The sequence below is a fragment of the Kerstersia gyiorum genome (assembly GCF_004216755.1).
In the GTDB taxonomy this organism is placed as follows: Bacteria; Pseudomonadota; Gammaproteobacteria; order Burkholderiales; family Burkholderiaceae_B; genus Kerstersia; species Kerstersia gyiorum.
This window is the reverse complement of record NZ_SGWZ01000003.1, coordinates 280,879-305,562: the sequence shown is the minus strand read 5'-3', so window position 1 is coordinate 305,562 and position 24,684 is coordinate 280,879. Positions and strand designations below refer to the sequence as shown.

General features: G+C 63.2%; 20 protein-coding genes and 1 tRNA gene. 11 read left to right on the top strand and 10 right to left on the bottom strand.

Going from position 1 to position 24,684, the window contains the following annotated elements; translation table 11 throughout:
* The first annotated feature begins 4 nt into the window (after positions 1 to 4).
* The gene (locus EV679_RS11235) at positions 5 to 664 is read left to right on the top strand and encodes a TetR/AcrR family transcriptional regulator (protein ID WP_130487255.1); all 660 of its coding nucleotides are present in this window, start codon (positions 5 to 7) and stop codon (positions 662 to 664) included.
* A gap of 94 nt (positions 665 to 758) precedes the next feature.
* Here the strand turns inward: EV679_RS11235 and EV679_RS11230 are convergent, their stop codons facing one another.
* The 4 genes from EV679_RS11230 to EV679_RS11215 all read right to left on the bottom strand — a co-directional run bounded on the left by EV679_RS11230 (position 759) and on the right by EV679_RS11215 (position 3,824).
* Positions 759 to 1,538, bottom strand: a complete 780-nt coding sequence (locus EV679_RS11230; RefSeq protein WP_068371794.1) for an amino acid ABC transporter ATP-binding protein — start codon at positions 1,536 to 1,538, stop codon at positions 759 to 761.
* A gap of 33 nt (positions 1,539 to 1,571) precedes the next feature.
* A complete protein-coding gene (locus EV679_RS11225; protein WP_068371797.1) occupies positions 1,572 to 2,231 on the bottom strand; it encodes an amino acid ABC transporter permease in 660 nt (219 codons plus the stop codon).
* 28 nt (positions 2,232 to 2,259) lie between these two features.
* Positions 2,260 to 2,916 (bottom strand): amino acid ABC transporter permease, encoded by a 657-nt coding sequence (locus EV679_RS11220; protein WP_068372084.1) that lies wholly within the window; start codon positions 2,914 to 2,916, stop codon positions 2,260 to 2,262.
* Between the two features lie 98 nt (positions 2,917 to 3,014).
* Positions 3,015 to 3,824 carry a transporter substrate-binding domain-containing protein gene (locus tag EV679_RS11215; protein WP_068371800.1) on the bottom strand — a complete coding sequence of 270 codons (810 nt, stop codon included), beginning with the start codon at positions 3,822 to 3,824 and terminating at the stop codon, positions 3,015 to 3,017.
* A gap of 316 nt (positions 3,825 to 4,140) precedes the next feature.
* Here EV679_RS11215 and EV679_RS11210 point away from each other — a divergent pair, with 316 nt between their 5' ends.
* A complete protein-coding gene (locus tag EV679_RS11210) occupies positions 4,141 to 5,088 on the top strand; it encodes a MurR/RpiR family transcriptional regulator (RefSeq protein WP_130487254.1) in 948 nt (315 codons plus the stop codon).
* Between the two features lie 51 nt (positions 5,089 to 5,139).
* Here the strand turns inward: EV679_RS11210 and EV679_RS11205 are convergent, their stop codons facing one another.
* From EV679_RS11205 to EV679_RS11195, 3 genes are all read right to left on the bottom strand, one after another.
* Complete coding sequence (locus EV679_RS11205; RefSeq protein ID WP_130487253.1) at positions 5,140 to 6,399, bottom strand: ParB/Srx family N-terminal domain-containing protein; 1,260 nt, start codon at positions 6,397 to 6,399, stop codon at positions 5,140 to 5,142.
* 193 nt (positions 6,400 to 6,592) lie between these two features.
* The gene (locus tag EV679_RS11200) at positions 6,593 to 6,991 is read right to left on the bottom strand and encodes a nuclear transport factor 2 family protein (RefSeq protein WP_130487252.1); all 399 of its coding nucleotides are present in this window, start codon (positions 6,989 to 6,991) and stop codon (positions 6,593 to 6,595) included.
* Positions 6,992 to 7,064: 73 nt separating this feature from the next.
* Positions 7,065 to 7,988 (bottom strand): Rossmann-like and DUF2520 domain-containing protein, encoded by a 924-nt coding sequence (locus EV679_RS11195; RefSeq protein ID WP_130487251.1) that lies wholly within the window; start codon positions 7,986 to 7,988, stop codon positions 7,065 to 7,067.
* 173 nt (positions 7,989 to 8,161) lie between these two features.
* Between EV679_RS11195 and EV679_RS11190 the strand changes: the two genes are divergently transcribed.
* Positions 8,162 to 9,523, top strand: coding sequence for an anti-phage deoxyguanosine triphosphatase (locus EV679_RS11190; RefSeq protein WP_130487250.1), 1,362 nt, complete (start codon positions 8,162 to 8,164; stop codon positions 9,521 to 9,523).
* 12 nt (positions 9,524 to 9,535) lie between these two features.
* Here the strand turns inward: EV679_RS11190 and EV679_RS11185 are convergent, their stop codons facing one another.
* Both EV679_RS11185 and EV679_RS11180 read right to left on the bottom strand, forming a co-directional pair.
* Positions 9,536 to 11,473 (bottom strand): FUSC family protein, encoded by a 1,938-nt coding sequence (locus tag EV679_RS11185; protein ID WP_130487249.1) that lies wholly within the window; start codon positions 11,471 to 11,473, stop codon positions 9,536 to 9,538.
* A gap of 88 nt (positions 11,474 to 11,561) precedes the next feature.
* Positions 11,562 to 11,786, bottom strand: coding sequence for a hypothetical protein (locus tag EV679_RS11180; RefSeq protein WP_130487248.1), 225 nt, complete (start codon positions 11,784 to 11,786; stop codon positions 11,562 to 11,564).
* Positions 11,787 to 11,848: 62 nt separating this feature from the next.
* On the opposite strand from EV679_RS11180, the gene EV679_RS11175 reads away from it, so the two are divergent.
* From EV679_RS11175 to EV679_RS11155, 5 genes are all read left to right on the top strand, one after another.
* Positions 11,849 to 16,357, top strand: coding sequence for a phosphodiester glycosidase family protein (locus EV679_RS11175; protein WP_207224918.1), 4,509 nt, complete (start codon positions 11,849 to 11,851; stop codon positions 16,355 to 16,357).
* A 13-nt stretch (positions 16,358 to 16,370) separates the two neighbouring features.
* On the top strand, positions 16,371 to 17,153 hold the full coding sequence (locus EV679_RS11170; protein WP_130487247.1) for a hypothetical protein: 783 nt from the start codon (positions 16,371 to 16,373) through the stop codon (positions 17,151 to 17,153).
* A 285-nt stretch (positions 17,154 to 17,438) separates the two neighbouring features.
* Positions 17,439 to 17,514: transfer RNA gene (locus EV679_RS11165), tRNA-Gly, on the top strand.
* Positions 17,515 to 17,668: 154 nt separating this feature from the next.
* On the top strand, positions 17,669 to 18,280 hold the full coding sequence (locus EV679_RS11160) for a hypothetical protein (RefSeq protein ID WP_068371822.1): 612 nt from the start codon (positions 17,669 to 17,671) through the stop codon (positions 18,278 to 18,280).
* Between the two features lie 200 nt (positions 18,281 to 18,480).
* Entirely contained in the window at positions 18,481 to 19,497 is a 1,017-nt protein-coding gene (locus EV679_RS11155) for a mechanosensitive ion channel family protein (RefSeq protein WP_068371826.1), read from the top strand.
* A gap of 137 nt (positions 19,498 to 19,634) precedes the next feature.
* Here the strand turns inward: EV679_RS11155 and EV679_RS17650 are convergent, their stop codons facing one another.
* Positions 19,635 to 19,805: a hypothetical protein gene (locus EV679_RS17650; RefSeq protein WP_165390037.1), complete on the bottom strand. Its 171-nt coding sequence runs from the start codon at positions 19,803 to 19,805 to the stop codon at positions 19,635 to 19,637.
* Between the two features lie 352 nt (positions 19,806 to 20,157).
* Here EV679_RS17650 and EV679_RS11150 point away from each other — a divergent pair, with 352 nt between their 5' ends.
* Genes EV679_RS11150 through kdpC form a run of 3 tightly spaced genes read left to right on the top strand, consistent with a single transcriptional unit; the run spans position 20,158 to position 24,674 of the window.
* Positions 20,158 to 21,963, top strand: a complete 1,806-nt coding sequence (locus EV679_RS11150) for a potassium-transporting ATPase subunit KdpA (RefSeq protein ID WP_130487246.1) — start codon at positions 20,158 to 20,160, stop codon at positions 21,961 to 21,963.
* Between the two features lie 10 nt (positions 21,964 to 21,973).
* Positions 21,974 to 24,004 (top strand): potassium-transporting ATPase subunit KdpB, encoded by a 2,031-nt coding sequence (kdpB, locus tag EV679_RS11145; protein ID WP_130487245.1) that lies wholly within the window; start codon positions 21,974 to 21,976, stop codon positions 24,002 to 24,004.
* Between the two features lie 10 nt (positions 24,005 to 24,014).
* Positions 24,015 to 24,674, top strand: a complete 660-nt coding sequence (kdpC, locus tag EV679_RS11140) for a potassium-transporting ATPase subunit KdpC (RefSeq protein WP_130487244.1) — start codon at positions 24,015 to 24,017, stop codon at positions 24,672 to 24,674.
* The last annotated feature ends 10 nt before the right edge of the window (positions 24,675 to 24,684 follow it).

The window sequence follows — 24,684 nt, the reverse complement described above, 5'->3', positions numbered from 1 at the left end:
TGCCATGCCCAAAGTCTCTGTCGCCACGAAATCCCAACACAAGAAAGTCCCGGCGACAGAGCGGGGCAGGCAGCGGCAGCAGCAATTGCTGCACGTTGCCTGCGAGCATTTTCTCAAGCATGGCTATGCCGCCACCAGCCTCGATGCCATCGTGACCGAGGCGGGCGGTTCCAAGGCTGCGGTCTATCATCATTTCGGCGGCAAGCAGGCTTTGTTTGCCGCCGTCATTGAACAGCTCTGCGCTGAGTTCCTGGCCCAGCTTCGGGCCATAGACGTATCGGGTGTCACGCTGGCCGATGGCCTGCGCACCATCCTGCAGGAACTCGTCAATGTCGTGGCCAATGCCCGCCACGTCGCCTTCTATCGCCTCGTCATCGCGGGTTCCAAGCGTTTCCCCGAAGCCGGGCAGACCTGGTACGAGCATGGCCCCATGGTGTGGTTCGATGTGTTCATGCGGCTTTTCGACATCCAGGAACGCAAGGGCCAGATTCGGGCCGATGCGCCCAAGGCGGTGGTGGCGGGCATCCTGTTCGATGCTGTGCTCAGTTTCCTGACGACCCAGTTCGTTATTCTGGGCAGGCCGATAGACAAGCGGCTGGCCGAGCCTGTTATCGAAGCGCTGATCACCATGGCGCAGAGCCGCCTGGCGCCATCCTGTTGCTAGCCTTTGCTCGGCAGGCCTGCCTGAACCAGGCCGGTCAGCCCATTCCCCCGGACACGTCCTCCGGGGCCGGGCGAACGTGGGTCGGAAGCGCGTGTCAGGCCATGGCTGACAGGAACTGACGCAGTTCCGGTGTTTGCGGTGCGTTGAACAATTGCGCCGGCGCGGCGGTTTCGTGTACGCGGCCCTGGTGCATGAAGACGACGCGGTCGCTGACCTTGCGGGCGAAATTCATTTCATGGGTCACCATGATGATGGTCATGCCTTGTCCAGCCAGGTCTTCAATGACATGCAGGACTTCACCCACCAGTTCCGGGTCCAGCGCCGACGTGATTTCGTCGCACAGCAGGACTTCCGGCTCCATGGCCAGTGCACGGGCAATGGCCACGCGCTGCTGCTGACCACCAGAAAGCTGGTCAGGCATGCTGTCGATCTTGTCGGCCAAGCCGACGCGCGTCAGTAGCACCTGGGCCCGCTGGCGAGCTTGCGCGCGCGGCATGTTCATGACCAGCATGGGTGCCAGCATGACGTTGCGGCCCACGCTCATGTGCGGGAACAGGTTGAAGTTCTGGAAGATCATGCCGACATCTTTGCGCAGTTCGCGCATCGCGGCCGGGTCGTGGGCACGCAGGGCCTGGCCATGCACGGTCAGATTGCCGGCCTGGAAGCTTTCCAGGCCGTTGATGCAACGCAACAGCGTACTTTTGCCCGAACCGCTTTTGCCGATGATGGTGACGACTTCGCGGCGGTGTATGTCCAGATCCACGCCTTTCAGCACTTCATTGTCGCCGTAGCTTTTGCGCAGGCCCTGGATGGCAACCAGCGGAATGGAGGAACTGTTGCCGGTGGCTGGATGGGGTAGCTTGGGGGTAGGCATGAGGGGCTCCTGTTGTCGGCTGCAGGGATGGGTTCAAGGGCGGGGAGCTGGCCGGCGCATGCTGTGTTCCAGATGGCGCGACCAGAGCGAGACCGGGTAGCACAGGGCGAAGTAGAGCAGGGCGACGCAGCCGTAGATCAGGAAGGGCTGGTGCGTGACATTGGCCATCATTTGCCCGGCCTTGGTGATTTCCACGAAGCCGATGACGGAGGCCAGCGCTGTTCCCTTGATGACCTGGACCAGGAAACCGGCGGTAGGCGCCAGGGCCATGCGGGCCGCTTGCGGCAGAATGACGTGGCGCAGTTGTTCGTAGCGGTTCAGCGCCAGGCTGCTCGAAGCTTCCCACTGGCCCCGGGGAATGGACTCCACGCAGCCGCGCCAGATTTCGCAGAGAAAGGCGCCCGCATAGAGCGCCAGGCAAAGGCCGGCGGCCAGCAGCGGCGGGGTATCCAGGCCCAGCATGGGCAGTCCGAAATAGACCAGGAATAGCTGCATAAGCAGCGGTGTGCCCTGGAATATCTGTACATAAAGCTGGATGCAGCGGCGTGGCCAAGGGTTTGCGCCTAGACGCAGCACAAGCAGCAGCAAACCCAGGGCGCCGCCGCCGATGAAGGCGAGCAGCGACAGCAGTACGGTCCAGCGCAGGGCCAGCAGGAGTTGCCAGGCGATGGCGGAAAAAGGGAAGTCGATCATGATGGCGGCACCTGTAAGGTTCTGGCGCTCAGCGGCCGAAGATCCAGCGCGGACCCAGCCAGTTCAGCCCCTGGCGCAAGAGGATGGCCAGCAGCAGGTAGACGGCGGCAATGAGGATATATGCCTCGAAATTGCGGAAGGTCCGGCTGGAGATCAGGTTGGCGCTGTAGGTCAGTTCTTCCATGGAGATCTGGCTGCATACGGCAGAACCAAGCATGACCAGGATGATTTGCCCCACCAGGGCGGGCCAGACCCGCTTGAGCGCGGGCGGCAGGACAACATGCGCAAACACCTGCCAGCGGTTCAGCGCCAGGCTTTGCGCAGCTTCGATATGACCCCTGGGCGTGGCCTGGATGCCGGCACGCACGATTTCCGTACAGTAAGCGCCCAGGTTCAGGCTCAGTGCGAGCACGCAGGCGGCTTCCGTGCTGAGTTTTACGCCTAGCGCGGGCAATCCGAAAAAAATGAAGAAGAGCTGGATGATGAAAGGAGTGTTGCGGGTCAGTTCCAGGTAGATGCTGGTGGCTACCCGCGCTGGCGTATTGCCATGCACGCGCAGCCAGCCGCCGGCGATGCCGATCGCGACTCCTAGCGGCGTGGAAATGGCTGTCAGCAACACGGTCAGCAGCAGGCCCTGGAGCAGCAGCGGCCATTGGGCCAGGACGGGCAGGAAATCTGAAAGCATGAGGCGGGGCTCCTGGCGGCGGGAGGCCTGCGTGGCAGGCATCCTGAGGGGGCATGGCTGGCGCCGGTTGGCCGCCTGCCATGCATGGTCTGGCGGGATCAGAGCGGCAATTCGCCGGTGCTGCGGCCCAGCCACTGCTGTGACAGCGTTTCCAGCGTGCCGTCCTGCTTGGCCTCCAGAATGATGGCGTTGAGCTGTGCGCGCAAAGCATCCTCTCCCTTGCGCACGGCGATGAAGCAAGGCGAGTCTTTCAGCAGCAGCTTGTACTCAGCGTTCAGCTGAGGGTTCTTCTTCAGCACGACATCCGCCATGGATGCCCCCGTGACCAGCAACTGGTTCTGTCCTGATACGAAGGCCTGGACCGTCGATGCATCATCCTCGAAGCGTTGGATCTTCAGGCTTTTGGGGGCGAGCTGAGTGATGAGGTCGTCCTGGATGGTGCCGCGCGTGACGGCCGCGCTTTTGCCTGCCAGGTCTTCGATGGTTTCGATTTTCAGGTCGGCAGGGCCGTACACAGCCTGGAAGAAGGGTGCATAGGACGAACCGAAATCTATGACCTGGGCGCGTTCCGGGTTCTTGCCCAGGGTTGAGATGATGACGTCTATCTTGCGAGTTTGGAGGTAGGGAATACGGTTCGGGTTGGTTACCGTGACCAGCTCCGCCGCGACGCCCATTTTTCCGGCGATATGCCGGGCCAGGTCGATTTCCAGGCCCTGGGGCTGGAAGTCAGGGCCAATGAAACCATAGGGAGGAAAGTCTCCCGCGATGCCGACGACCAGGGTTTTCTTGTCGAGGACGCGGTTCAGCGAGTCGTCGGCGCTGGCATTGCCGGCATGCATGAGCATGGCGCAGCTGGCGGCCAGGGTGGCGATGAAGGCGGCGGTCCGGGAAGTGAGGCGGGCTGTCATGGCAGAGTTCCTTGCTGAAGCGAGGGTGAGGAAAGGTTTGCTGATGACAGGACACAAGCAAATGCCGTGCCAACTCCGGAAAAAAACTGGCATCCATCGTGCTAGTGGATGGAATGGGTGTTCCATTTCTCCTTGTGGGTGAAATGGAAATTCCAGGACGGGCGGGCGCGACGTTCGTGCCGGGCCAGGGTGAAATGCCAGGCCGGAGCCGCTTGGACGAGGCCCATGGCGGTGCGTTTTGCACCCCATTGACAGACATCAGGCACTGGAATGGTGCGCTATTGAATGACAACAGGCATGGCGGACGGAGAGCGACATGGGGTACGACAGCAGGGATCATGCAGGGTCAGGCGGACGCCAGGAGCCTGGGCGTGAGGCGGAGGGGGGCGGAGCCGCGCCAGGGTCGTTGCGGGGACGCATTCTGGGCCAATGGAACGGACTGTCGGTGTCCGAGCGCAAGCTGGCCAGCCTGCTGATGCAGCCGGGCTTTTCCATGGCCGGCTTCCAGGCGGCAGAACTGGCGGCGATGGCCGGCGTGTCGCGTGCCTGCACCGCGCGTTTTTTCCAGAAGCTCGGGTACGAGGGCTTCCAGCAGGCGCGGCGCCAGGCGCGTGACCAGGATGGCAATTCACCGCTGGACCGCACGGCTGCGGCCATTGGGCGCGAGCTGGGTAGCGCCCCAAGCCCAAACCCAGGCACGGAACCCGCGTGGAGCAGTTATATCGAAGCGGAGCAGGAACAACTGGGGTTACTGCGGCAAAGCCTGCCCCCGGGCCAACTGGCCCAGGCGGTAGGGCATCTGTTCCGTGCGCCCAGGGTGTTTGTGCTGGGCTTGCGTGCCAGCCACGTGCTGGCTTGCTATGCGCAGGCCTTGTGGCTGCAGTTGCGCCAGGATGTCTTCGTGCTGGGAGATGCCGCTGGCAGGCCCAGTGAACTGCTCAGCCAGTTGCGGTCGGGAGATTTGCTGGTCGTCGTTGATTTCCGGCGGCGGGCCAGCCAGTTGCTGCCTTTGATGGAGGCCGTGGCGCGGCGCCGGGTCAGTCAGTTGCTGATTACCGACACCGCCATGTCGGACCTGGTGCCCCGGGCGGCGCTCACGTTGTGCTGCCCGAATGCCAGGCGGCATGTTTTCGATTCACACCTGGCGGCCTTTGCGCTGATCCATTTCCTGGCGGTCGAAATGGCATCGGCCTATCCGGCCGAGGTACGCGGGCGGCTGCAGGATATCGAGGATCTGCACCGCCAGCTGGGTGACCTGGCCTGAACCGGTGGCCTGATGGCCCCGGCCCGGCCAGGACGGCCCGGAGGCCGGGCTTCAGGGTTGCAGCCAGCAAGCCGGCTGCGTGTTGGCCGCGCCACCGCATTCGCGATACTTGAGCGCGTACCAGGCCTTGCCGGCCGTGCGGTAGCGGCCGCTGCTGTTGGTGTCCGCGCGCCAGATTTCGTCTTCCATGAAATCGTTCCAATCCTTGGCGGCGGCGGGCGCGTCCAGGTGGCCCAGTTCACCTGCCAGACGGCCGCCGGATACCGTGGCGGTATCGTCGAGCGCGACCATGCGCAGCGCCGCATCACGCACGGCAGCAACATAACTGTCCGTGCTGTCGCCGCTACGGGCGCTGACGACACCGTTCTTGACTTCGATGCGGGCGCGCGCCAGGTCGGTCAACTTGTACTGGGAGAGATCGGGGCCGTTTTCACGCAGCCAGCTGCCCCAGTAGAATTCGGCGAATTCCGGCATGTCGCTGTTGTCGTAGCCCATGCCTCGCGTCAGGTAGACCAGCGAGCGGTATTTGTCGTCGCTCAGCGTATCCAGGCCCAGGCGGTCCGGCAACTGGTCGGGGGTGATGGCCTTGCCTTCCGGGTCTTCCAGCCAGACGTAGCGGGCGTCCTGCATTTGTTGCCAGAAGCTGGCCTGGGTTTCGGCGCCGCTGTAGTTTGCTGCCACGCGTACCCAGACCGGCAGCTCTTCGCCGCCGTCCGCCAGTTCCTTGAGGGTGGTGAAGGTGTGGTGCCCGTCCGTCAGGTAAAGGGTGCCGCCGGGGCCCACCACCACCGTCTTCAGTTGCGCCAGGATGTCGGCAGCGGCATCGGGCGTGGGCTCGGGCAGGGAACAGGTGTAGCTCGTGCTGTCTATCAGGCGCGTGCCGGTCTGCGTGAAACTGGCCACGCCCCCCTGGCCGTTGTCGGCGCAATAGTCGTCGATGCGCTTGCGCTCGGTACGGTAGATGTAGCGCGAGTAGTTATCTTCGTCGTCATCACCCAGGTAGCCGGCTTCCGTAGGCTGGTAGCGGTTCAGGTCAGGCTGTTTGCGGCCCAGGTGGTAGTAGATCTGGTCGTAGCCTACCGACGGCTGGGTCGGGTGCAATTCCTTGATCTGGACTTTCAGGACGTCTCCGGCGCGGGCATCGACATAGGGTGAAACCGGCGTGGGCGTCGGTGTGGGTTCCGGCGCTGGTTCGGTATCGTTCTTGTCATGGCTGCTGCCACAGCCGGCCAGTACTGCCAGCACGAAAGTGGCGGGCAACAGGCGCCGGGTCAGGACGGGAAGGCAGGAAGTCGGATCGGACGAAGACATGCAGGGGGTTCCGGTTAAGGCCAGCGATTCTTTTCGGGAGCCTGAGGCTCGAACGGAAGCGGAGCCGCGCCTTTGCCAGGGCTTCTCCGCCGCGCCCCAGTATGTCAAGCGAGCGTGACGGAATCATGACTGTGCCTGCTCGCCCGGCTGGCTGGGGGCATGGCCACGCGGCCGGCCAGAACGACCATGCGCATCAGGCCCGGCCGGGTTGGGGGACGTAGACTTCGTGCCAGAGCGTCACTTTGCCATCGGCATCGAATTGGGTCAGCAGCACGGCATTGAAGTGTTCGGTGCTGCCGTCTTTCTTGCTGATGCCGACCCGCATGGCAAAGACCGCCGAATGATCATCGGCGACTTCGTGGTCTACCGTGTATTCGATGCCGGACAGCGAGCGCTTCATGTCTTCCAGAAAGGCCTGGTAGTTCTGATGGTTGGCCTGGTAACGCCTGCCGTTGGCCTCGACCACGAAAGCCGGGGCAAAGCATTCTCCCACCCGTTCGGGTGAGAGCGTTGAAGCGTGGTTCAGGTATTTTCGGTTCCAGTCCAGGACCTTATGTGCCTGTTGCAGGTTGTTATCGCGTTGGGTCGGCATGGCAGATTGATTTCCTTGTGGTGATCGCTGGGTGTCCGGCAGCTGGGCCGGCATGGTTGGGTGGCTGCGCTGCTCAGGGCAGAGGTGCGGCCAGGAGACGGTGCAAATGACTGGCGCAAGGGGAATCTATGCGGCCTTGCTGCAATGCGAGCGTTATGGTGCGCTGGCAGAGTTCGGCATAGAGCGGCAGGGTGGCCGGGTCGAAGGATCGCAGCGCGGCGACGTGACCGGCGACCGAGCGCGTGTCGCCCCGGGAAACCGGGCCGGGCATGCCAGCGGCGATGCCGCTGCCGGCAATCGAGGCCAGGGTTCCATGGAGCAGGGGCAACAGGGCATGCAGGGCGTCGTCCTCGGTGGCTCCCCAGGATTGCCACATGCGCACGGCGTCATGCAGCAGGGCGTTGATGAACTGTGAGGCATAGCCGGCTGCGGCATGGTACAGCGGCCTGGCACCCGGAGGCAGGTGGTTGATGCGGCAGCCCAGGCGCGTGGCCAGGGCGCTCAGTTCGGCATCCAGCGGAGCTTCGGCTTCGATGGTGACCGTGCAGCCGGGCAGATGTTCGAGCGCAGCTTCCGGGTCGGCGAAGGTTTGCATGGGATGGAACCCGCCAGTCAGCGCGCCGGCGGCCTGCGCGGCACCCAGCGCGGCGACTTCCGTGGCGCCGCTGCAATGCACGACCCGGACGCCGGCGCGCCAGTGTATGGCTGCTGCAGTGGGTTCGATGGCAGCATCGGGCGTGGTGATGAAAACGAGGCTGCAACGGTCGACGACTGCCTGAGCGCTGTCCAGGACGGCGCAGCCGGGCAGGCGGGCGGCCAATTGCTGCGCACTGGCCGGCGTGCGGCTGGCGACGGCCGTGACGTGCAGGCCGCGTGCATGGCAATGCCAGGCCAGGGCCCGGGCAAGCCTGCCGGCGCCGATGAAGCCTATGCGGTCCATCGTGCCTGACGGCAAGGTGTCTGTGTGGGACGGGTAGCGGGAAAGACCCTGTGCCATATCTCTCTTCTTCCTGGAGCTGGGCCAGCGCGGTGGCGGGACGCATGTGGCCTGTTCTGGCGCATGTTACCGTACCGCAGGCAAGGCACTCCGAGTGCCCGGCCCTGCCGCGTCGGCGCCCGATAGCCGCAGCAGGGCCGTATCACCGCATTCAGCCAGACAAGGAGGCAGTCATGCTTTGGCAGCAGCGCCGCGAACCCTGGGAGCCCGTCGGCACCGACGTCCGCACCCCTTACGATGTCGATTATGCGCGCATTATTCATTGCGCTTCGTTCCGGCGCTTGCAGGGCAAGACCCAGATCCTGAGCCCAGGGGACAACGACTTCTACCGCACCCGCCTGACGCATAGCCTGGAGGTCGCGCAAATTGCCGCCGGCATCGTGCGCCAGTTCGAATGCAATCCCGAGTATGGCGAGATCCACCCGCACCTGCCCAGCCTGAGCATGATCCAGGTCGCGGGCGCCACGCATGACCTGGGCCATCCGCCGTTCGGCCATGGCGGAGAGGTCGCGCTGAACTACTGCATGCGCGAGGCCGGGGGGTTCGAGGGCAACGGCCAGACTCTGCGGATCGTGTCGCGGCTGGAGAAATTTTCGCAGCACGCGGGCGCGAACCTGACGCGCCGCGCCATGCTGAGCCTGCTCAAGTATCCGGTGCCGTACGCCGATGTGTGCAATCCTGAGCTGGCCCCCCGGCTGGAGACCGGGCCCAGCACCATCCGCATCATCGACCGCAAGGTGTCCCGCCCGCCCAAGTGCTACCTGGACAGCGAACAGGAGGTGGTGGAGTGGATACTGGCGCCCCTGAGCGTGGCGGACCGCGAACGCTTCACCGCATTCGACCCGCCTGTGCCGGGCAAACATGGCCGCGCCAGGCACAAATCCTTTGATTGCAGCATTATGGATATCGCCGATGACATCGCTTTCGGCGTACATGACCTGGAAGATGCGCTGGCCATGGACCTGATCGAGCCGGAGGATTTTCGCTTGCATGCGCCCTGGGAAAAGTGCGCCTGCTTCCTGGAATACCTGCGCGAGCGCTATGCCGACGAAATGGCAGGCAAGACGCTGCCGGAAATCCACGAGTGGCTGGTAGACCGCCTGTTCGGCGACGGCGGGCGGCGCAAGCGTTTCATAGGCAGGCTGGTGCATTACTTCATCAGCCATTGCCGCGTGCATACCGACCCGGACTTCGAGGCGCCCTTGCTGCGTTACCGCGCCAGCCTGCCGCGCGACGCCATGGCGTTCCTGGATACCCTGAAAAATGCGGTGAAGGAAACGGTGATCCTGAGCGCGGGCGTGCAGCAGATGGAATTCAAGGGGCAGCGGCTGGTCATTGCCGTATTCGAGGCCCTGGCGTCCGAACCCAGGGCTTTTCTGCCGCGCGATGTGCATCAGCGCTGGCAGGCGGCGCCGCAAGCCGAGCGCCTGCGTATCATCTGCGACCACATGGCAGGCATGACCGATGCCTTCTTGCTGAAAACCTATGACCGGCTATTCCTGCCCCACGTGGGGTCGGCATTCGACCGCATGTAAGGCAGTGCACGCTCAGCGTCCTGCGCTGAGCGTACGCAGATAGGACAGTTCGTTGTCCATGCGTTCGATCAGGCGGGCTTCGGGCGTGCTGGGGCGCGTTCCGGGCCAGGACAGGGCGATGGCTGTGCCGCCATCCTTGCCCGCCAGTTGTCCGGCTTGTTGCAGCAGAACCTGACTGGTGCTGTCATCGGGTGCCTGGGCTGCCTGCAAGGAATAGATGGTGATGTCGTCGCACAAGCGCTCCGCACCGTCCAGCAGGGGGTACCAGGCGGCGGCCTGGTGACCGGTGGGCGGCGGGTCGTATTGCTGGCGCTGCAATTGCGCGCGCAGGCCGGAGAGTTCGCGGTAGGCGTTGCGGCGCTGCTGCCGGATACTGCCGTTCCGGGCGGGACTGCAAGCCGTCGCCGGATCGGGCAGGCTGGCTTGCAGATACTCGGCCAGGGCTTGTCTCACCATGATAAAGCGGGCGCTGATCGCTGCCTGCTTGTGGCGGGACCATACCAGCGCCCCCACGGCAATGACGATGATGGCGCCGGCCACGGTACCCAGCAGGCATTGCAGTGCGAAGGCAGCGCTGTGGTCGCCGGGCATGACGATATCACCCAGTAATAGCAGGATTGCCGCCAGGGGAATGACCTGCAGCGCGTAGATGTGTTGCATGCCCCATGGCAGCAGGCTGGCCAGCACGGCAATGACCAGGACGATGGCCCCTCCTTGGGGAAGGAACAGCAGGATGGCGGTTCCCAGTGCCACGCCGGCGAGAGCGCCCAGGCTGCGCAGAACGGAGCGCGCCATGATGGAGGCGTAATCCGGCCGCAGCAGGAGGCTGACGGTGACGGGAATCCAGAACCAGTGGGCATCGTTCGCCACCCAGCGCGTCGCATAGGCAAGGCCAGTGCACAGCGCAAGCACCAGGGCCGCGAGCATGACGTCCCGGCTGGGCGCCAGGCGGTCGCAAGGGTTGACCGACAACCGGCTGGCCGAAGGCGGCAGGGCCGGTGCCGTAGCGGCTTGCAGGGGCAGGTCGAAGATGGCCTGGGCATCGAGCAGTGCGGTCAGGGCGCGGAGATGGCGGTCGAGGTCGGAATCCGGCGTGCCCAGCGCGGCGGCAGGAAAGCGCGTGGACGATCCCAGCGCACCGGAGATCTGATGCAGGCGCTGGGCGGCGCTGCGCAGCGTTTCCAGGTCATCGCGTGCCAGCAGGATGGCAAGGATGGCATCGCTGCGCTGCAGGATGGCGTTGCTGCGCTCCAGTTCGAGGCTGCGACCGGCCAGCCGGCGGCGCTGTTGCAGCAGGGCGGCATGGGCGGCGGAGAAACGTTCACGGACCAGTCGCAGGGGTTCGTCCACCGGGCGCCGCTCGGCACGGTTGATGGCCAGCGATGCCATGGCATTGAACAGGCCCGCGAGCATGTTACGGCCCGGCCGCTGGTGAAAGAAGCTGGCCTCCAGGCCCAGCAGCGCGGCATATAACAGTGTACCGACCAGATAGAGCAGGGCGGGTTGCAACGGTGATGCGCTGGCCGGGATGCCGATGGCGATGCCAGCCAGCAGCAAGGCCTGCAGACAGCCGACGGACAGGGCTGCGCCAAAGCTGCTCAGGATGCCGGCCAGGAAGGCCAGCACCGCCATGACGGCGACGGTGACGGGCCAGGGCAGCAGACCCAGATAACCGGCCAGGCAACCCAGCATGGCGACAGGCGTGGCAATGGCAAGATGCCTGAAGCTGGAATCGTAGGTGCCGTCGCGCTCACTGGTCGTGTGCATCAGCGCGCCCAGTGCGACCCACATGCCGGCGAGCAAATCATTGGACAGCAGGCCGATCAACATCGGCAGGCCAATCCCCAGTGTGCTGCGGACGGAGCGGCCCCAGCGCCAGGGCGCCGGTTGATGTTGCGTCAGCGATTCCAGCCAGTGGCCGGGTACCGTTGGCTCAGTTTCCACGCTCATTGGTGACAGCTCCTGGGAAAAACAAGAATGGGGCGAATGGGTAACTGCCTAAAGTATCACTGCGTATATGACGATTCCAACACTGAAACTAGTTAATTTTCCTATTTGATGTGAGTTTTTTATCAGGGTATGTGGGATTTCCGGGCTGATTAAGGATCACTTCCGGGCAAGCAGCATTCGGGGCAGAACGGTCATTCTTTCTCAATAAAACTGCAATCTTGCGCCGGTAGCCTTTGCGCATTTTTCCTGTTTGGGCATTCGCTGCCGCGCTTTCTATGGCCTGCCATGTCAACCGGCCGGCAACCGTGCCCATCCCCTCCCCAAGCCCCTTCAAGGATTAGATCTATGTCGTGGTGTTCCCTAGCGGCCACAAGAATGTCTTGTGGCTCCCTGCTGCTCGGCGCATTGCTGGCCGGCTGTGGTAGCGACAAGGAGACCGTCTACAACGATAAGACGGTCGAACATGTCGTCGACGGCTCAACCGGCGAGCAGTTCGTCAGCAATATCATCGCGCCTCCGGCCGATGCCGATAGCCAGTTCCTGGCGCCGGAGGCCCCTGTGGTCGAAGGCATCACCAGCAAGGAGCAGGTTCCTACCGTCATCAGCGACCTGCAGCAGTACAAGGTCAATGATTCGCTGCGCATTATTGAAGGCAAGCTGAATCACACCTACAACGAAGCGTTGATCGTGGCTGATTTCAAGCTCGGCGAAGGCCTGTCGCTGGAGCCGCTGGAGCGTTCCCGGGGCCAGTTTTCGATGGAGCGCACGACCCAATCGGCCGACAAGGCCATCGACCAGGGCCGCAATATCGTACTGGCAGTCAATGCCGACCCCTATGACATGGTCAACGGCTGGAACATGGGCCTGACCAAGATGGACGGCGTGACCTATACCGGTTTCAGCGACCGTGTCGAAGAAGTCGTGGTGGTCTATGAAGATGGACGCGCCGATATCCTGGCGGCGAACCAGGTGCCGGATTTCACGCTGCGCCTGTACGTCGCCGGCAAGCTCGCTGGCGAAGTCGGCAGCGTGTACCGCTATGATGCATCGCAACAGAAGAACGCCGCCTATGTGCGCGGCAGTTCTGACGTCGCGGTGTATGTGGCGGAAAATTACCGGGGGCCGGTCAACCTCAAGGGCAAGACCGGCGTACTGGTGCGTCCCCAGGCCAATGGCGTGACGGTGCTGGCGCAGCCGGACGGCAGCAGCAGCGTCCAGTTCGTGCCGTTTTCCGGCCAGGCCGTGGGCGTGGTGCAGGACGATGCCGCCTACGTGATTCCCGCCGGCCATGCACTGGTCGTGGGCGCTGAGATCCCGGCCAGCAGCCAGGTCGATGTGCGCTATGAAACCGACAATGCCGATTGGGCCAAGGTGCGTTATGCCGTCGGCTCCGGTTTCGGACGCGGCCTGCTGGTGGAAAATGGCGAACTGGCTGGCGATGCCGACGAAGGCGAGATCAGCAGCCGTACCGGGTTTGGCATACGTGCCGACGGCAGCGCCTTTTTCCTGGTGGCCGACAAGCCGGTGGGTTCCACCGGCGACGGCATCACCCGTACCAAGCTGGCCCAGCTGATGCGCGCCTATGGCGCGGTCAAGGCCATCAATTTCGATGGCGGCGGTTCTTCCACGCTGGTGGGGCGCTTTCCCGGCGACCGCTACACGCATTTGCTGAACCAGCCATCGGATGGCACGGAACGTTCGGTAGCGACCAAATGGGCGCTGGTGCTCGACCCTGACAAGGCCCGCTACGAAGACAGCGTGACGCTGCATCCGCGCGAGCTGACCTTGCTGGCGGGCTCGACCTTCCGGCGTTTCCGCGGTGTCGGTTTCGACGCCAGGCAATGGGAGCGTGACGGTATTCAGGTGGAGTACGGCATCAGTGACGCCGGCCTGGGCCTGATCGACAAGGTGACCGGCGCCTTCAAGGCAGGCGGGCAGCAGGCGGAAGGCTATGTCGTGGCGCGTGCCGGCGATAAAAAGGGGGTGGCCCGCGTCAATGTCGTGTCCAGCATCGACACCATTGCCTTTCCGCGCAACGTGTATACGCTGGACAGCGGCGCCACCCTGGCGCTCAAGCCGGTGCTGACCAGCGGCGGCCGTTCCGTCAGCTATGAAAGCGGGGTGCTGAAGTACACCGTGGACAATGCCGCAGACTGTGCCATCAACGCCTCGACCGGCGTGCTGACGGCAGGCGCCGTGCAGGGCCGCAGCTGCCAGGTCACGGTCAGCTATGGCGACCAGTCCGCTACGGTCAAGGTGGATATTGGCGTGCCGCCGGTGATTGTCGATGACTTCGAGGGTGACGTGAGCATGTACGCCGGAAGTGGAGCGCGCCACAAGGCCGTGACGCTGGAACGCGTCAGCGACCCGGTGTTTGCGGGTGAATATTCGATGCGCCTGTCCTGGGAAACCGATCCGAAGTCTCCGGGTACCTTCGGCGCCTATGTGACCGATCCAGGCAAGGTCAAGACGCTGCCGGGCTATCCCAAGTACCTGGGCGTGAATGTCTACATTCCGGATGAACTGGCCGGCAAGGTCTGGTGGGTACGCGGCCTGTTGGTGGACGCTGACAACAAGCAGATCACCATCAACTACAACAATGATGGCGAAGGGCTGCCAGAGCGTGGCTGGAACTTCATGATGGCCGAAATTCCCGAGGGCTACCGTGAACCGCTGCGTTTCTCCCAGCCTTTCCGCTTCCTGGTGCTGAAAACTGCCGAGCGCATAGATTCGCATGTGCTGCTGGACAACTTCACCGCCGTCTATAGCGACAACACCGACCTGCAGGGGCCGGGCGTCGTGGTGACGCCTGCCAGCGGCGAAACGGTGGATAGCCACTCGCCCAGGATCAGCCTGCAGCTGGCGGACGCTTCGGGCGTTGATTTCAACAACTTCGAACTGAAGCTCGACGGCCAGGATATCAGCGCCAAGACCAGCAGCAACGGTACCGACCGCCTGGAATACCAGGCCTCCGGTCTCGCCGATGGCTGGCACCGCCTGGATTACCGCGTTCTTGACATCAACGGCAACGTTTCCGCCGGCGACCTGATGTTCAACGTGGTGACCGGTGCGCCGCGCATCCATATCGAAAGCAACAATGTGGAGTTCTACCCGGGTGGGACTTTCGATCTGCCCATCCGTGTAGTGGGCGCAGCGAACTTCAGCGAAATGGTGCTGCATCTGAGCTATGACGCCACCAAGACCAGCCTGGAATTGTTGCCCGCCGACCTGACGCCCAGCCAGGTCAGTACCGGCAGCGGTACCTTGAAAGCCACGTTCAACGGCTTCAAGGACAACACGCAAACCATCGCCACCTTGCGCCTGAAGGTCAAGGACTATATCCAGAACACGGATATTTCAGTGACGGCTGCAGCGGAAGTCGATGGCAAGACCTGGTATCACCCGGTGATCCGCAAGCCGGTGGGCGGGCGCTATACGCTGATGACCCATTGGGGCGTGGGCGGGCAGGCGACCGAACTGCTGGTCGTCGGCGCGGATGGCAAGCCGGCGCGCGGCGTAACGATCGAATCGCTGGTCTACAACAGCGCCAACGATACGGTGACGGAAGTGCGCATCCTGGGGGTGACGGACGAGCATGGCATGTTGCGTGTGCAGCTGCCGGCCGGCACCAGCTCGCAAGACCTGATTTTCCGGGTCTATGACAGCGTGGGTTCCTCGCTGATGACCAAGGTGCAGGCCCTGGTCGAACGCCTGGATGCCGCGCCGCGCCATGTTTATCTGACGCCGGCGGCGAGCCCGTCCGAACTGAACGTCACCTGGTACACCGCGCTGGGCAGCCAGGCGTCCGTCGTGCATTACGGCGACACCGAAGCGCTGTCGCAAAGCGCGACCGGCAACTCCGAGATCCTGCCGTTTTTCTATGGCGCGGAATCGGGTGCGGTGCGCGTGCACCATGCGAAGCTGACTGGTCTCAAGCCGGGCAAGACGTATCACTACAGCGTGGGTGACGGTGCGGGCAGCATGAGCCCCGTCTATACCGTGCTGACGGATAACGGCGACGACCAGGTGGACATCGTGTTGTTTGGCGATACGCAAACGGCGGCCAATGAAAATATTTTCGATGGCAATGGCCTGGTGCGCGACCTGTACAAGAAGATGATGGCCCAGCTGCCCGGCAGCGAATTGATCCTGCACGTCGGCGATTTTACCGACGACCTGAGCGACTACCGTCTGGTCCGCCTGTTCTTCGATGCCCTGGAAGGGGAGGGGGCGCTGGCGTCCAAGGTATTCGTGCCGGCGCAGGGCAATCACGAGGTCATCAACGAAGGGGCAAGCAAGTTCGCGTCCATGTTCCGGCTGCCGATGGCGGCAGGCAGCAGCGCCGCGCCTTTCGACAGTGCCAATTACAGCTTTGACTATGGCAATGCGCATATTGCCGTGGTCAGCACGGAAATGCTGGAAGAGGCCGACTGGACGACGATGACGCAGTGGCTGGAAGCCGACATGAAGGCCAGCGCCAAGACCTGGAAGATCCTGATGCTGCACCGCCCGCCCTACAACGGCAATCCGGCGTCTGGCAACGGACGGTCGGCCAAGTACATCCCGCCGGTGGTCGATGCGGCCGGGATAGACCTGGTGATCAGTGGCCATGACCACATGTATTCGCGTTCGGTGCCGCTGGTAGGTGGCGTGCCGCGCCTGGGCGGGGCTACCTATCTGATCGCAGGGTCGGATTCGGCCAAGTACTACGACAACGATGGCAACGGCATTGCCCGCGTGGCGGACGTGCTGTTCGATGACAACGTCAATACCTATACCACGCTGTCCATCCGTGGCGACCGCATGCATGTCCTCACCAAGACACTGGCGGGGCAAGTGGTCGATGACGTCATCCTGCAACCCCGCGCCACGGTGGCGCGCTGAAGGAATGAAGACTATGAACAACACTCAATGGCTCAAACGCCTGATCGCCGCAGCGGCGTTGCCGCTGGCGGCCTGCGGAGGCACGGATACCGTGGTCGAGGACAGGGAAATATCGGTTGAAACCATGCCGGTGAATGGCGATACCCTGGGTTTCTGGATCATGCAGACGGAAACCTGCCTGGACGGCGCCGCTGCCATCTGCATCAACGACAACTCGCCCTACAGCAATGACCTGGTGCTGGAGGATGCCAGCCTGCAACCGGTGGCAGAGCGCTATATGGAACGCGGCAACAGCGACATCGGCGGCAAGATCATCCAGATCAATGCCGACGATGAAGCCTTGCCTGCGCAATTGCGCACGCCTGAGGATTCGCTGTTTGCCGCCACCCCCATCGGCGAAGTCTTCGCCATCCACCTGCGCTTCAAGCCGGCGGCAGGCGAGGCATTGCAGACCCTCATGTCGCTGGGAACGGGCGTATTCAACGTGGAAGCGGGCAGTGCCAGCGTGGTGGTGCAGTTTCCGGTGCAAGGCAAGCGCCTGCTTCTGCCGCTCGAAGGCCCGGAGCGCTGGAACGAGTTGTATATCGTGTCCGACGGGCAGAATGTCAGCTTGCAGCTCAATTGCGAGGATGGCCCCGGTTTTGGCAAGACGGCAGGCGCACCCTTGCTTTCTCGCTCAGCCAGTGCGCTGATGCTGGGCGCACGCCCGACGACGCCGGCCAGCGAGCATTTCAGCGGGCAGGTGGATATGTTGCGCGTGTCCAGGGTGAACGAAGCCAATCTGTTCTGCCAGTAGGGCAGGCCAGGCATGGCATCGCTACCCGAGCATCCAGCGCGCGGGTAGCGCGGGTGGCGCAGCCTGGCTGCTGCGCCACCCGCTGGGCAGGACGGCGGGCCGGATGTCCAGCCGTCCATGCAGAGACAGTGCTGGACCCCATGGTTTTGTTGTGTTTTTGAGACATGTTGCATGGCGTGTGCAATGGAATCGGCCTTCGCTGACAAAATTCGTTGGAAGGGCTTGCTCAAATCCGAAAAAACAGGTTATTATTTATTTTTCGTTGCAGCGCAAGCAAGACGAAATGCGGGAGTAGCTCAGTTGGTAGAGCGCAACCTTGCCAAGGTTGAGGTCGCGAGTTCGAGACTCGTCTCCCGCTCCAGAATTCAAAAAAGGCCCAAACTTCGGTTTGGGCCTTTTTGTTTGCTGTCCGCGTGCCAGCGAAACAGGGATGCTTCGGCGCTCTGCCGCGGTGCAATGAGCCGGAAGGCGCTGCCTTTGATGCCGCAGCGCCGGTCAAATAGTGAAGGGATGCGATGGACATTGTTTTGATCCTTTTGGCGCTTGCACTGGTGTTGCAGGTGCTGCGTGCGCGCTACCAGCGTGCGCATATCGCGCTGCTGGGCAGCCATCTCGCCAATTTGCAGCTGGAACGCCATATGGAAACGTTGACGCAAGGCTATGCGCGTGCCATCCACGAGCCTTCCGAAATCCGCCAGCTGCAGGTGCTGGAAACATTTACGCAGGCAGAGCGGGCCGTGGCTGCGCAGGCCCAGTCGCTGGCGAAATCCATGCGCCAGGAAAGCCAGGCGGCGACTGCCATGGGCAATTTCGCCATTTGCATTCCCTATCTGGAGCGCTTGCTGCCGGGTGCCACGCGTGATTTCCGCATCTTGCTCGCCATCCATGCCGCCGGCTTGCGCCACGTGGTGGACAATGTTGAGGGCTGGGATGCCAAGCAGCGCGCGTATCACCTGTCGGCCGAACTGTACCTGTTCCAGCACAGTTGCCATTGGTACTGCAAATCGCGGTTGGTGGCCGATGCCCGCTTGCAGGTGCGCCACCAGGTGACGCGGCAGAAAGTGCTGGAGTCGGTGTCGGACGTGACCCGCACGGCATACCTGCGCTGGCAGAACGGCGGCGCCTGACAATCTGCCCAGGCGGAAGTAAGGGGGCTGGCGCATGATTGCCGGGCAAGGGCCGGCGCAGGAAGCACGCGGCTCAAGTCGAGCAAGGACGCGAGAGTCGGTTACAGACCGCTGGCAATGCCTGGCGGGCGGCTCTTTATAATTCTGGCTGCGTATCAGGCATAGGGCGCGCCGCTACCACCGCCCGACAAGGAGAAACAGTGGAAGGCCACGAATTGTTGATCAAGTATCTGGTTGGCGCAGGTGTTCTGGCAGCCTGTTTGCTGGGGGCCATCATTATTGCAATGGTGGAGCGGCGCAAGCGGAACTGGTCGCGCAGCATTATTGTCCACGTGGTGCAGGTGATCGTCCTGTTCTCTGCAGTGGCTGTCGCGCGGCATTACGCCCATATGGCGATAGACGATTACCACCTGACGTGGCTGGCGCCCCGCATGGTGGACCTGATGGCGGTCATTGTTATTGCCTGGGTGCTGTTGCGCCAGCTTTCCCTGCTGATCAACCGGCTGGAAAAGACCCAGATCAACAAGGGCAGCGACCCGACTTCCACACGCATGATCGCCCGCGTCATGAAGTTCGTCGTGTTTATCGTGCTGCTGCTGTTCTTCGGCGAACATTTCGGGCTGAGCATGTCTGGCCTGCTGGCTTTCGGCGGCATTGGCGGCATTGCCATCGGCATGGCAGGCAAGGATATCCTGAGCAATGTGTTTTCCGGCACGATGCTGTATTTCGACCGTCAATTCAATATCGGCGACTGGATACGTTCACCGGACAGGAACATCGAGGGCACGGTGGTGGAGATAGGCTGGCGTCTCACCAAAATCATGACCTTCGACAATCGTCCGCTGTACGTGCCGAACTCCCTGTTCTCGTCCATCAGCGTCGAGAATCCGGGCCGCATGACGAACCGCCGGATCAATGTCGAGATCGGCCTGCGCTACGAGGACGCCGGCAAGATTCGCGTCATCGTCGAGGATATCCGCAAGATGCTGATGCAGGATGCCAATATCGACCAGTCCGAAACCATGCTGGTCTACTTCAATGCCTTTGCCGATTCTTCGCTCAATATCATGGTCTATTGCTTCACCAAAACCACGAAGTGGGCGGCCTGGCTGGATGCGCAGCAGGAGGTCTACCTGAAGATCATAGACATCGTGCAGCAGCATGGCGCGGATTTCGCCTTCCCGACGCAAACGCTCTATATGGAAAAAGACGGCTGACGACAGCGTCGGCCATGGCAAACCGAAAGCCCGGTTCACACTGCGAACTGGGCTTTTTTTCGTCAGGCCGGGGTGTTGCAGTAGTCAGCAGATCCGTTCGGGACGGGCCTGCGGCGTTCGCGCCGTCGCCGGCACGTTCAGTCGGCGCCAGGCGTTTTCTGCTTGGACATGCCGGAGAAACCGGGCAGCGAGGCACGACCGGATCCCTCGTCCCGTTTTTTCTTGGGGCGGTTGATCCAGTAAAGGGGGGCGGTGAAGAGCACCGCGACAATCAGAATAAAGGTGAGGTCCTGAAGTATTTGTGGCATGACTGATATCCGCTTGCTTCTGGCGGGCATACGATAGCCCTTCCCCTTTGGGCGGGTCGTAAATTCGGCGTAAATTCAAGGCGGTTTTGCGTAAAAAACCAGGGTTATCCCCTAATTTCCGGCAGTCCCCTGGGGGACGGGAAAGCCCCCCTGATGGGTGAGTGAGCGAATTTATGTAGAGTTTATGTACGGCTCATTTTGGTGAATGGATACTTTACGGGGGCGGGCGGAATACTGCGGGCCATGGCTGTTTCGCCATGTCCTGCGAGTTGTGTCATGTTTCTCGAATCCATTTTTTCATTGAGCCGAAGGCATCCTGCAGCGTGCGGATGCCGGTGCCGGGAGGGCTGTCATGGCTGAGTTCCTCCTGGTCTTTGTCGTGGCTGTCATCCTGGGCTGGCCCCTGGGGCGCTATCTGGCGACCGTGATGCGCGGCGCGCCCATGTGGGGCGATGCGATATTCCTGCGGCTGGAACGTCCGCTGTATGCGCTGCTGGGCGTCCGGGCGGCAAGCGGCATGAGCTGGAAAGGCTATGCCATGGCATTTCTGGCGAGCAACGCGGTGCTGGCCGTGCTGGTGTGGGCCCTGTTGATGACGCAGGCCTGGCTGCCCCTGAATCCGGATGACGCGCCCAACATGAGCTGGGATCTGGCACTGCACACCATGGTGTCCTTCCTGACCAATACCAACCAGCAGCATTACTCGGGCCAGGCACAGCTTTCCTATCTGTCGCAGATGGCTGGCATCGTGGCCTTGCAGGTGGTGACACCCATGATGGGCCTGGCTGTCGTGACGGCCAGCCTGCGGGCTTTCTTCGGCGGCCGTCGCGACGCAGGTGCGCCGGCGGGCACGGATGCCATCCAGGCTACCTCGGCGACCCCGGCTACCGCGATCACCCCGGCCACGCCTGCCGCAGTGGATGTCGGCAACTTCTGGGTCGATGTGATCCGGCCCACTTTGCGATTCATGTTGCCCTTGTGCCTGGTCTTGTCGGTGCTGCTGACCAGCCAGGGCGTACCCGCGACCTTGTCCGGCGGCCCACTGGCAACGCTGCTGGAAGCCTCGGCGGAACGACAGGCACAGAAAATTCCCGTGGGGCCTGTCGCACCCATGGTGGCCATCAAGCAACTGGGTACCAATGGCGGCGGCTGGTACGGGCCGAATGGTACGGTCGCCCTGGAAAATCCGACGCCGCTGTCGAATTTGCTTGAAACCCTGGCCCTGATACTCGTGCCGGTGGCCGTGACTTTCATGGTGGGCGCGTTTACCGGCAGGCGGCGCCTGAGTGCGCTGGTATTCGGCACGATGCTGGGCATGTCGCTGGTGTCGGCGGGGCTTGCGGTCTGGTCCGAGGCCTATTCCGCCACGGCGGCGGCGCCTGCCCTGATGGAGGGCAAGGAAGTCAGGCTGGGCGCGGCGCCATCGGCGCTGTACGCCGCGCTGACCACCCAGACGTCCAACGGTTCGGTTGTTTCCATGCATGATTCGCTGGCGCCGCTGACCAGCCTGGTTTCCTTGGGCGATATGCTGGTCAATGCCATCTGGGGCGGCATAGGCTGCGGTCTGCAGCAGTTCATGGTTTATCTATTGCTGGCAGTTTTCCTGGCCGGATTGATGACGGGCCGCTCGCCTGAACTGTTCGGGCGCAAGATCGAGGCGCCGGAAATCCGCCTGCTGGCCGGGCTGTTGTTGCTGCAACCCGTAGTGCTGCTGGTGCTGACTGCGGTGACGGTTTCCGTCCCGGGCCTGGCGGGCACATCAAATCCCGGCTTCCATGGGCTCAGCCAGGTGTTCTATGAGTACACCTCGGCCTTCGCCAACAATGGTTCTGGTTTCGAAGGCCTGGCGGACAACAGCGTCTGGTGGAACGTGACCGCCAGCCTGGCGCTGGCGGCGGGACGTTACCCGGGCCTGATCGTGCCCCTGGTCATTGCCGCCAGGCTGGCCTGCAAACGGCGCATGCCCGAGGGCAGCGGCAGCCTACAGGTTGAAACCCCGACATTCGCGCTGGTCCTGGTGGCTATCGTGGTCGCCATGACATTGCTGCAGTTCATGCCGGTGCTGGTACTGGGGCCGGTGGCCGACCATCTGTCGTTGGTGCAGGGCCAGTATCTGTCGGCGCCAGCGCAGGCCGCCGCCAACGTGATGGCGCATTGAGGAGAGGGCCATGAACGAAACACAGAACACACAGCCGCGTGGCTGGCTGTCTGCCCGCGGACTGCTGCCCGCGCTGGCCAATGCCTGCATCAAACTGGCGCCACAGCATATGTTACGCAACCCGGTCATGGGGGTAGTCTGGCTGGGCACGGTACTGACGGCGGTGGCGACCCTCGCCGGCCAGGCGCCGTCAGGGTTCGGCTGGGCGGTCACCGGCATCTTGCTGGCGACTGTACTGTTCGGCAATTTTGCCGAGGCAGTGGCGGAATCCCGAGGGCGCGGCCAGGCGGCGTCGTTGCGCCGTGCCCGTCAGGGCCTGAGCGCCCGGCGGCTGGATGCGGCAGGTGCGGCCAGCACGGTACCCGCAGCAGAATTGCGTCCGGGCGACCGGGTCGTGGTCGAGGCTGGGGAAATGATTCCGGCCGACGGGGAAGTGATTGAAGGGCTGGCCTCGGTCAACGAAGCAGCCGTGACCGGTGAATCGGCGCCGGTGCTGCGCGAAGCCGGGACTGACCGTTCCGGTGTGATCGGCGGCACGACCGTGCTCTCTGACCGCATCGTGGTGCAGGTGACGGCGGAACCGGGGCACAGTTTCCTGGACCGCATGATTGCACTGGTCGAGGGTGCCAGCCGGCAGAAGACGCCCAATGAAATCGCGCTGGGCATCCTGCTGGCAGTCATGACGGCCACGTTCCTGATTGTCGTGGCGACATTGCCTTTCATCGGGCGCTCGGTCGGGGTGGATATCAATCTGGTCCTGTTGATTGCCCTGCTGGTGTGCCTGATCCCGACCACCATCGGCGGCCTGTTGCCGGCCATCGGCATCGCCGGGATGAACCGCGCGCTGCAGGCCAATGTGCTGGCCAGTTCGGGCAAGGCGGTGGAAGTGGCGGGGGACGTAGATGTCCTGCTGCTGGACAAAACCGGCACCATTACCCACGGTGACAGGCAGGCCACGGCGTTCCATGCCGCGCCTGGCGGTTCGCTGGAACGCCTGCGCCAGGCTGCGGTCTTGGCCTCACTGGCGGACCCCACGCCGGAGGGCAAATCCATCGTGGCGCTGGCGCGGCAGCAAGGGCTGGAAATGGAAGCGCCCGCCGGGGCAGGTTTCATCGGCTTTTCCGCACAACTGCGTATGTCAGGCGTGGATCTTCCCGACGGGAAGATCATACGCAAGGGCGCGCTGGATGCCGTGGCCGGGCATGTGCGGCAGACAGGCGGCACGGTGCCGCCCGGGCTGGATGACATGGTGGCCACGGTTGCCCGCAAAGGCGCCACGCCGCTGGTCGTGAGCGAATCCGGCCAGGTGCTGGGTGTCATAGAACTGGCCGATATCGTCAAGCACGGTATCAAGGAGCGCTTTGCTCGGATGCGTGCCATGGGCATACGGACGGTCATGATCACCGGCGACAACCGCCTGACGGCAGCCAGCATCGCGGCCGAGGCCGGGGTGGACGACTACATTGCCGAAGCCCGGCCGGAAGACAAGCTGGCGCGTATCTGCGCCGAGCAGGAAGCCGGGCACCTGGTGGCGATGGTGGGGGACGGAACCAACGATGCGCCCGCGCTGGCGCAGGCCGATGTCGGGCTGGCCATGAACGCGGGGACGCAGGCGGCCAAGGAGGCGGGCAATATGGTGGACCTGGACAATGACCCCGCCAAGCTGCTGTCGGTCGTGGAAATCGGCAAGCAACAGCTTATTACCCGCGGCGCATTGACGACATTTTCGCTCGCCAATGATGTCTCCAAGTATTTCGCCATCCTGCCGGCCCTGTTCAGTGCGGCAATTCCGCAGATGGCGGTGCTGAACATCATGCAGCTCTCCAGCCCGGCCAGCGCCGTGCTGTCCGCGTTGATCTTCAATGCCCTGATCATCCCGGCACTGATTCCGCTGGCATTGCGCGGCGTGCGTTTCCGGCCGGCCAGCGCCATCCGGCTGCTGCGCGGCAATATGCTGCTGTATGGCGTGGGCGGGGTGATCCTGCCGTTCATCGCGATCAAGGCCATAGACGCTGTGCTGGCCATGTTTTTCCAGTTCTGAGGAGACGGAGATGTCCATTATCGACACGGCCGAGGCAAGCGTGGCGCCGCAGGCAGGCGCATTCATTCATGATGGCGGCTGGCTGCGAGCCGCGCTGGGCATGGCGCTGCTGGCCATGGCCGGGCTGGGCCTGCTGTACCCGCTGGCTGGCGTGGGGCTGGGGCAGGCCCTGTTTCCCCAGGCTGCCAATGGCAGCCTGCTGGCGCGCGATGGCGTGATCGTGGGTTCGGCGCTGGTGGCCCAGCCCTTCCACGGGGCGGAGTACTTCCATCCCCGGCCTTCAGCGGCCGGCTACGATCCGCTGGCCGCTGCCGGCAGCAACCAGGCGCGCAGCAACCCGGCCTTGCAGCAACGCCTGGACGTGGCCAGGCGGGCGGCGGCTGCGCGTGAGCAGATTCCTCCGGCAGACGTGCCTGCCGACCTGATCACGCAATCGGGCAGCGGCCTGGACCCGCACATCAGCCCGCAGGCGGCGGCCGTCCAGGTGTATCGTGTGGCCCGTGCCCGGGGCGTGACGGCGGGACACGTGCAGGAATTGCTGGCCCGACAGCTTGAGCCCAGGCAGTTTGGGCTGCTGGGCCAACCGCGCGTGAATGTACTGGCGCTGAACCTAGCGCTCGACCGCTTATTGCCCGTTCAGGATGCCGATACGGTTTCCGGTGGAAAATAGCGCAGTTGGA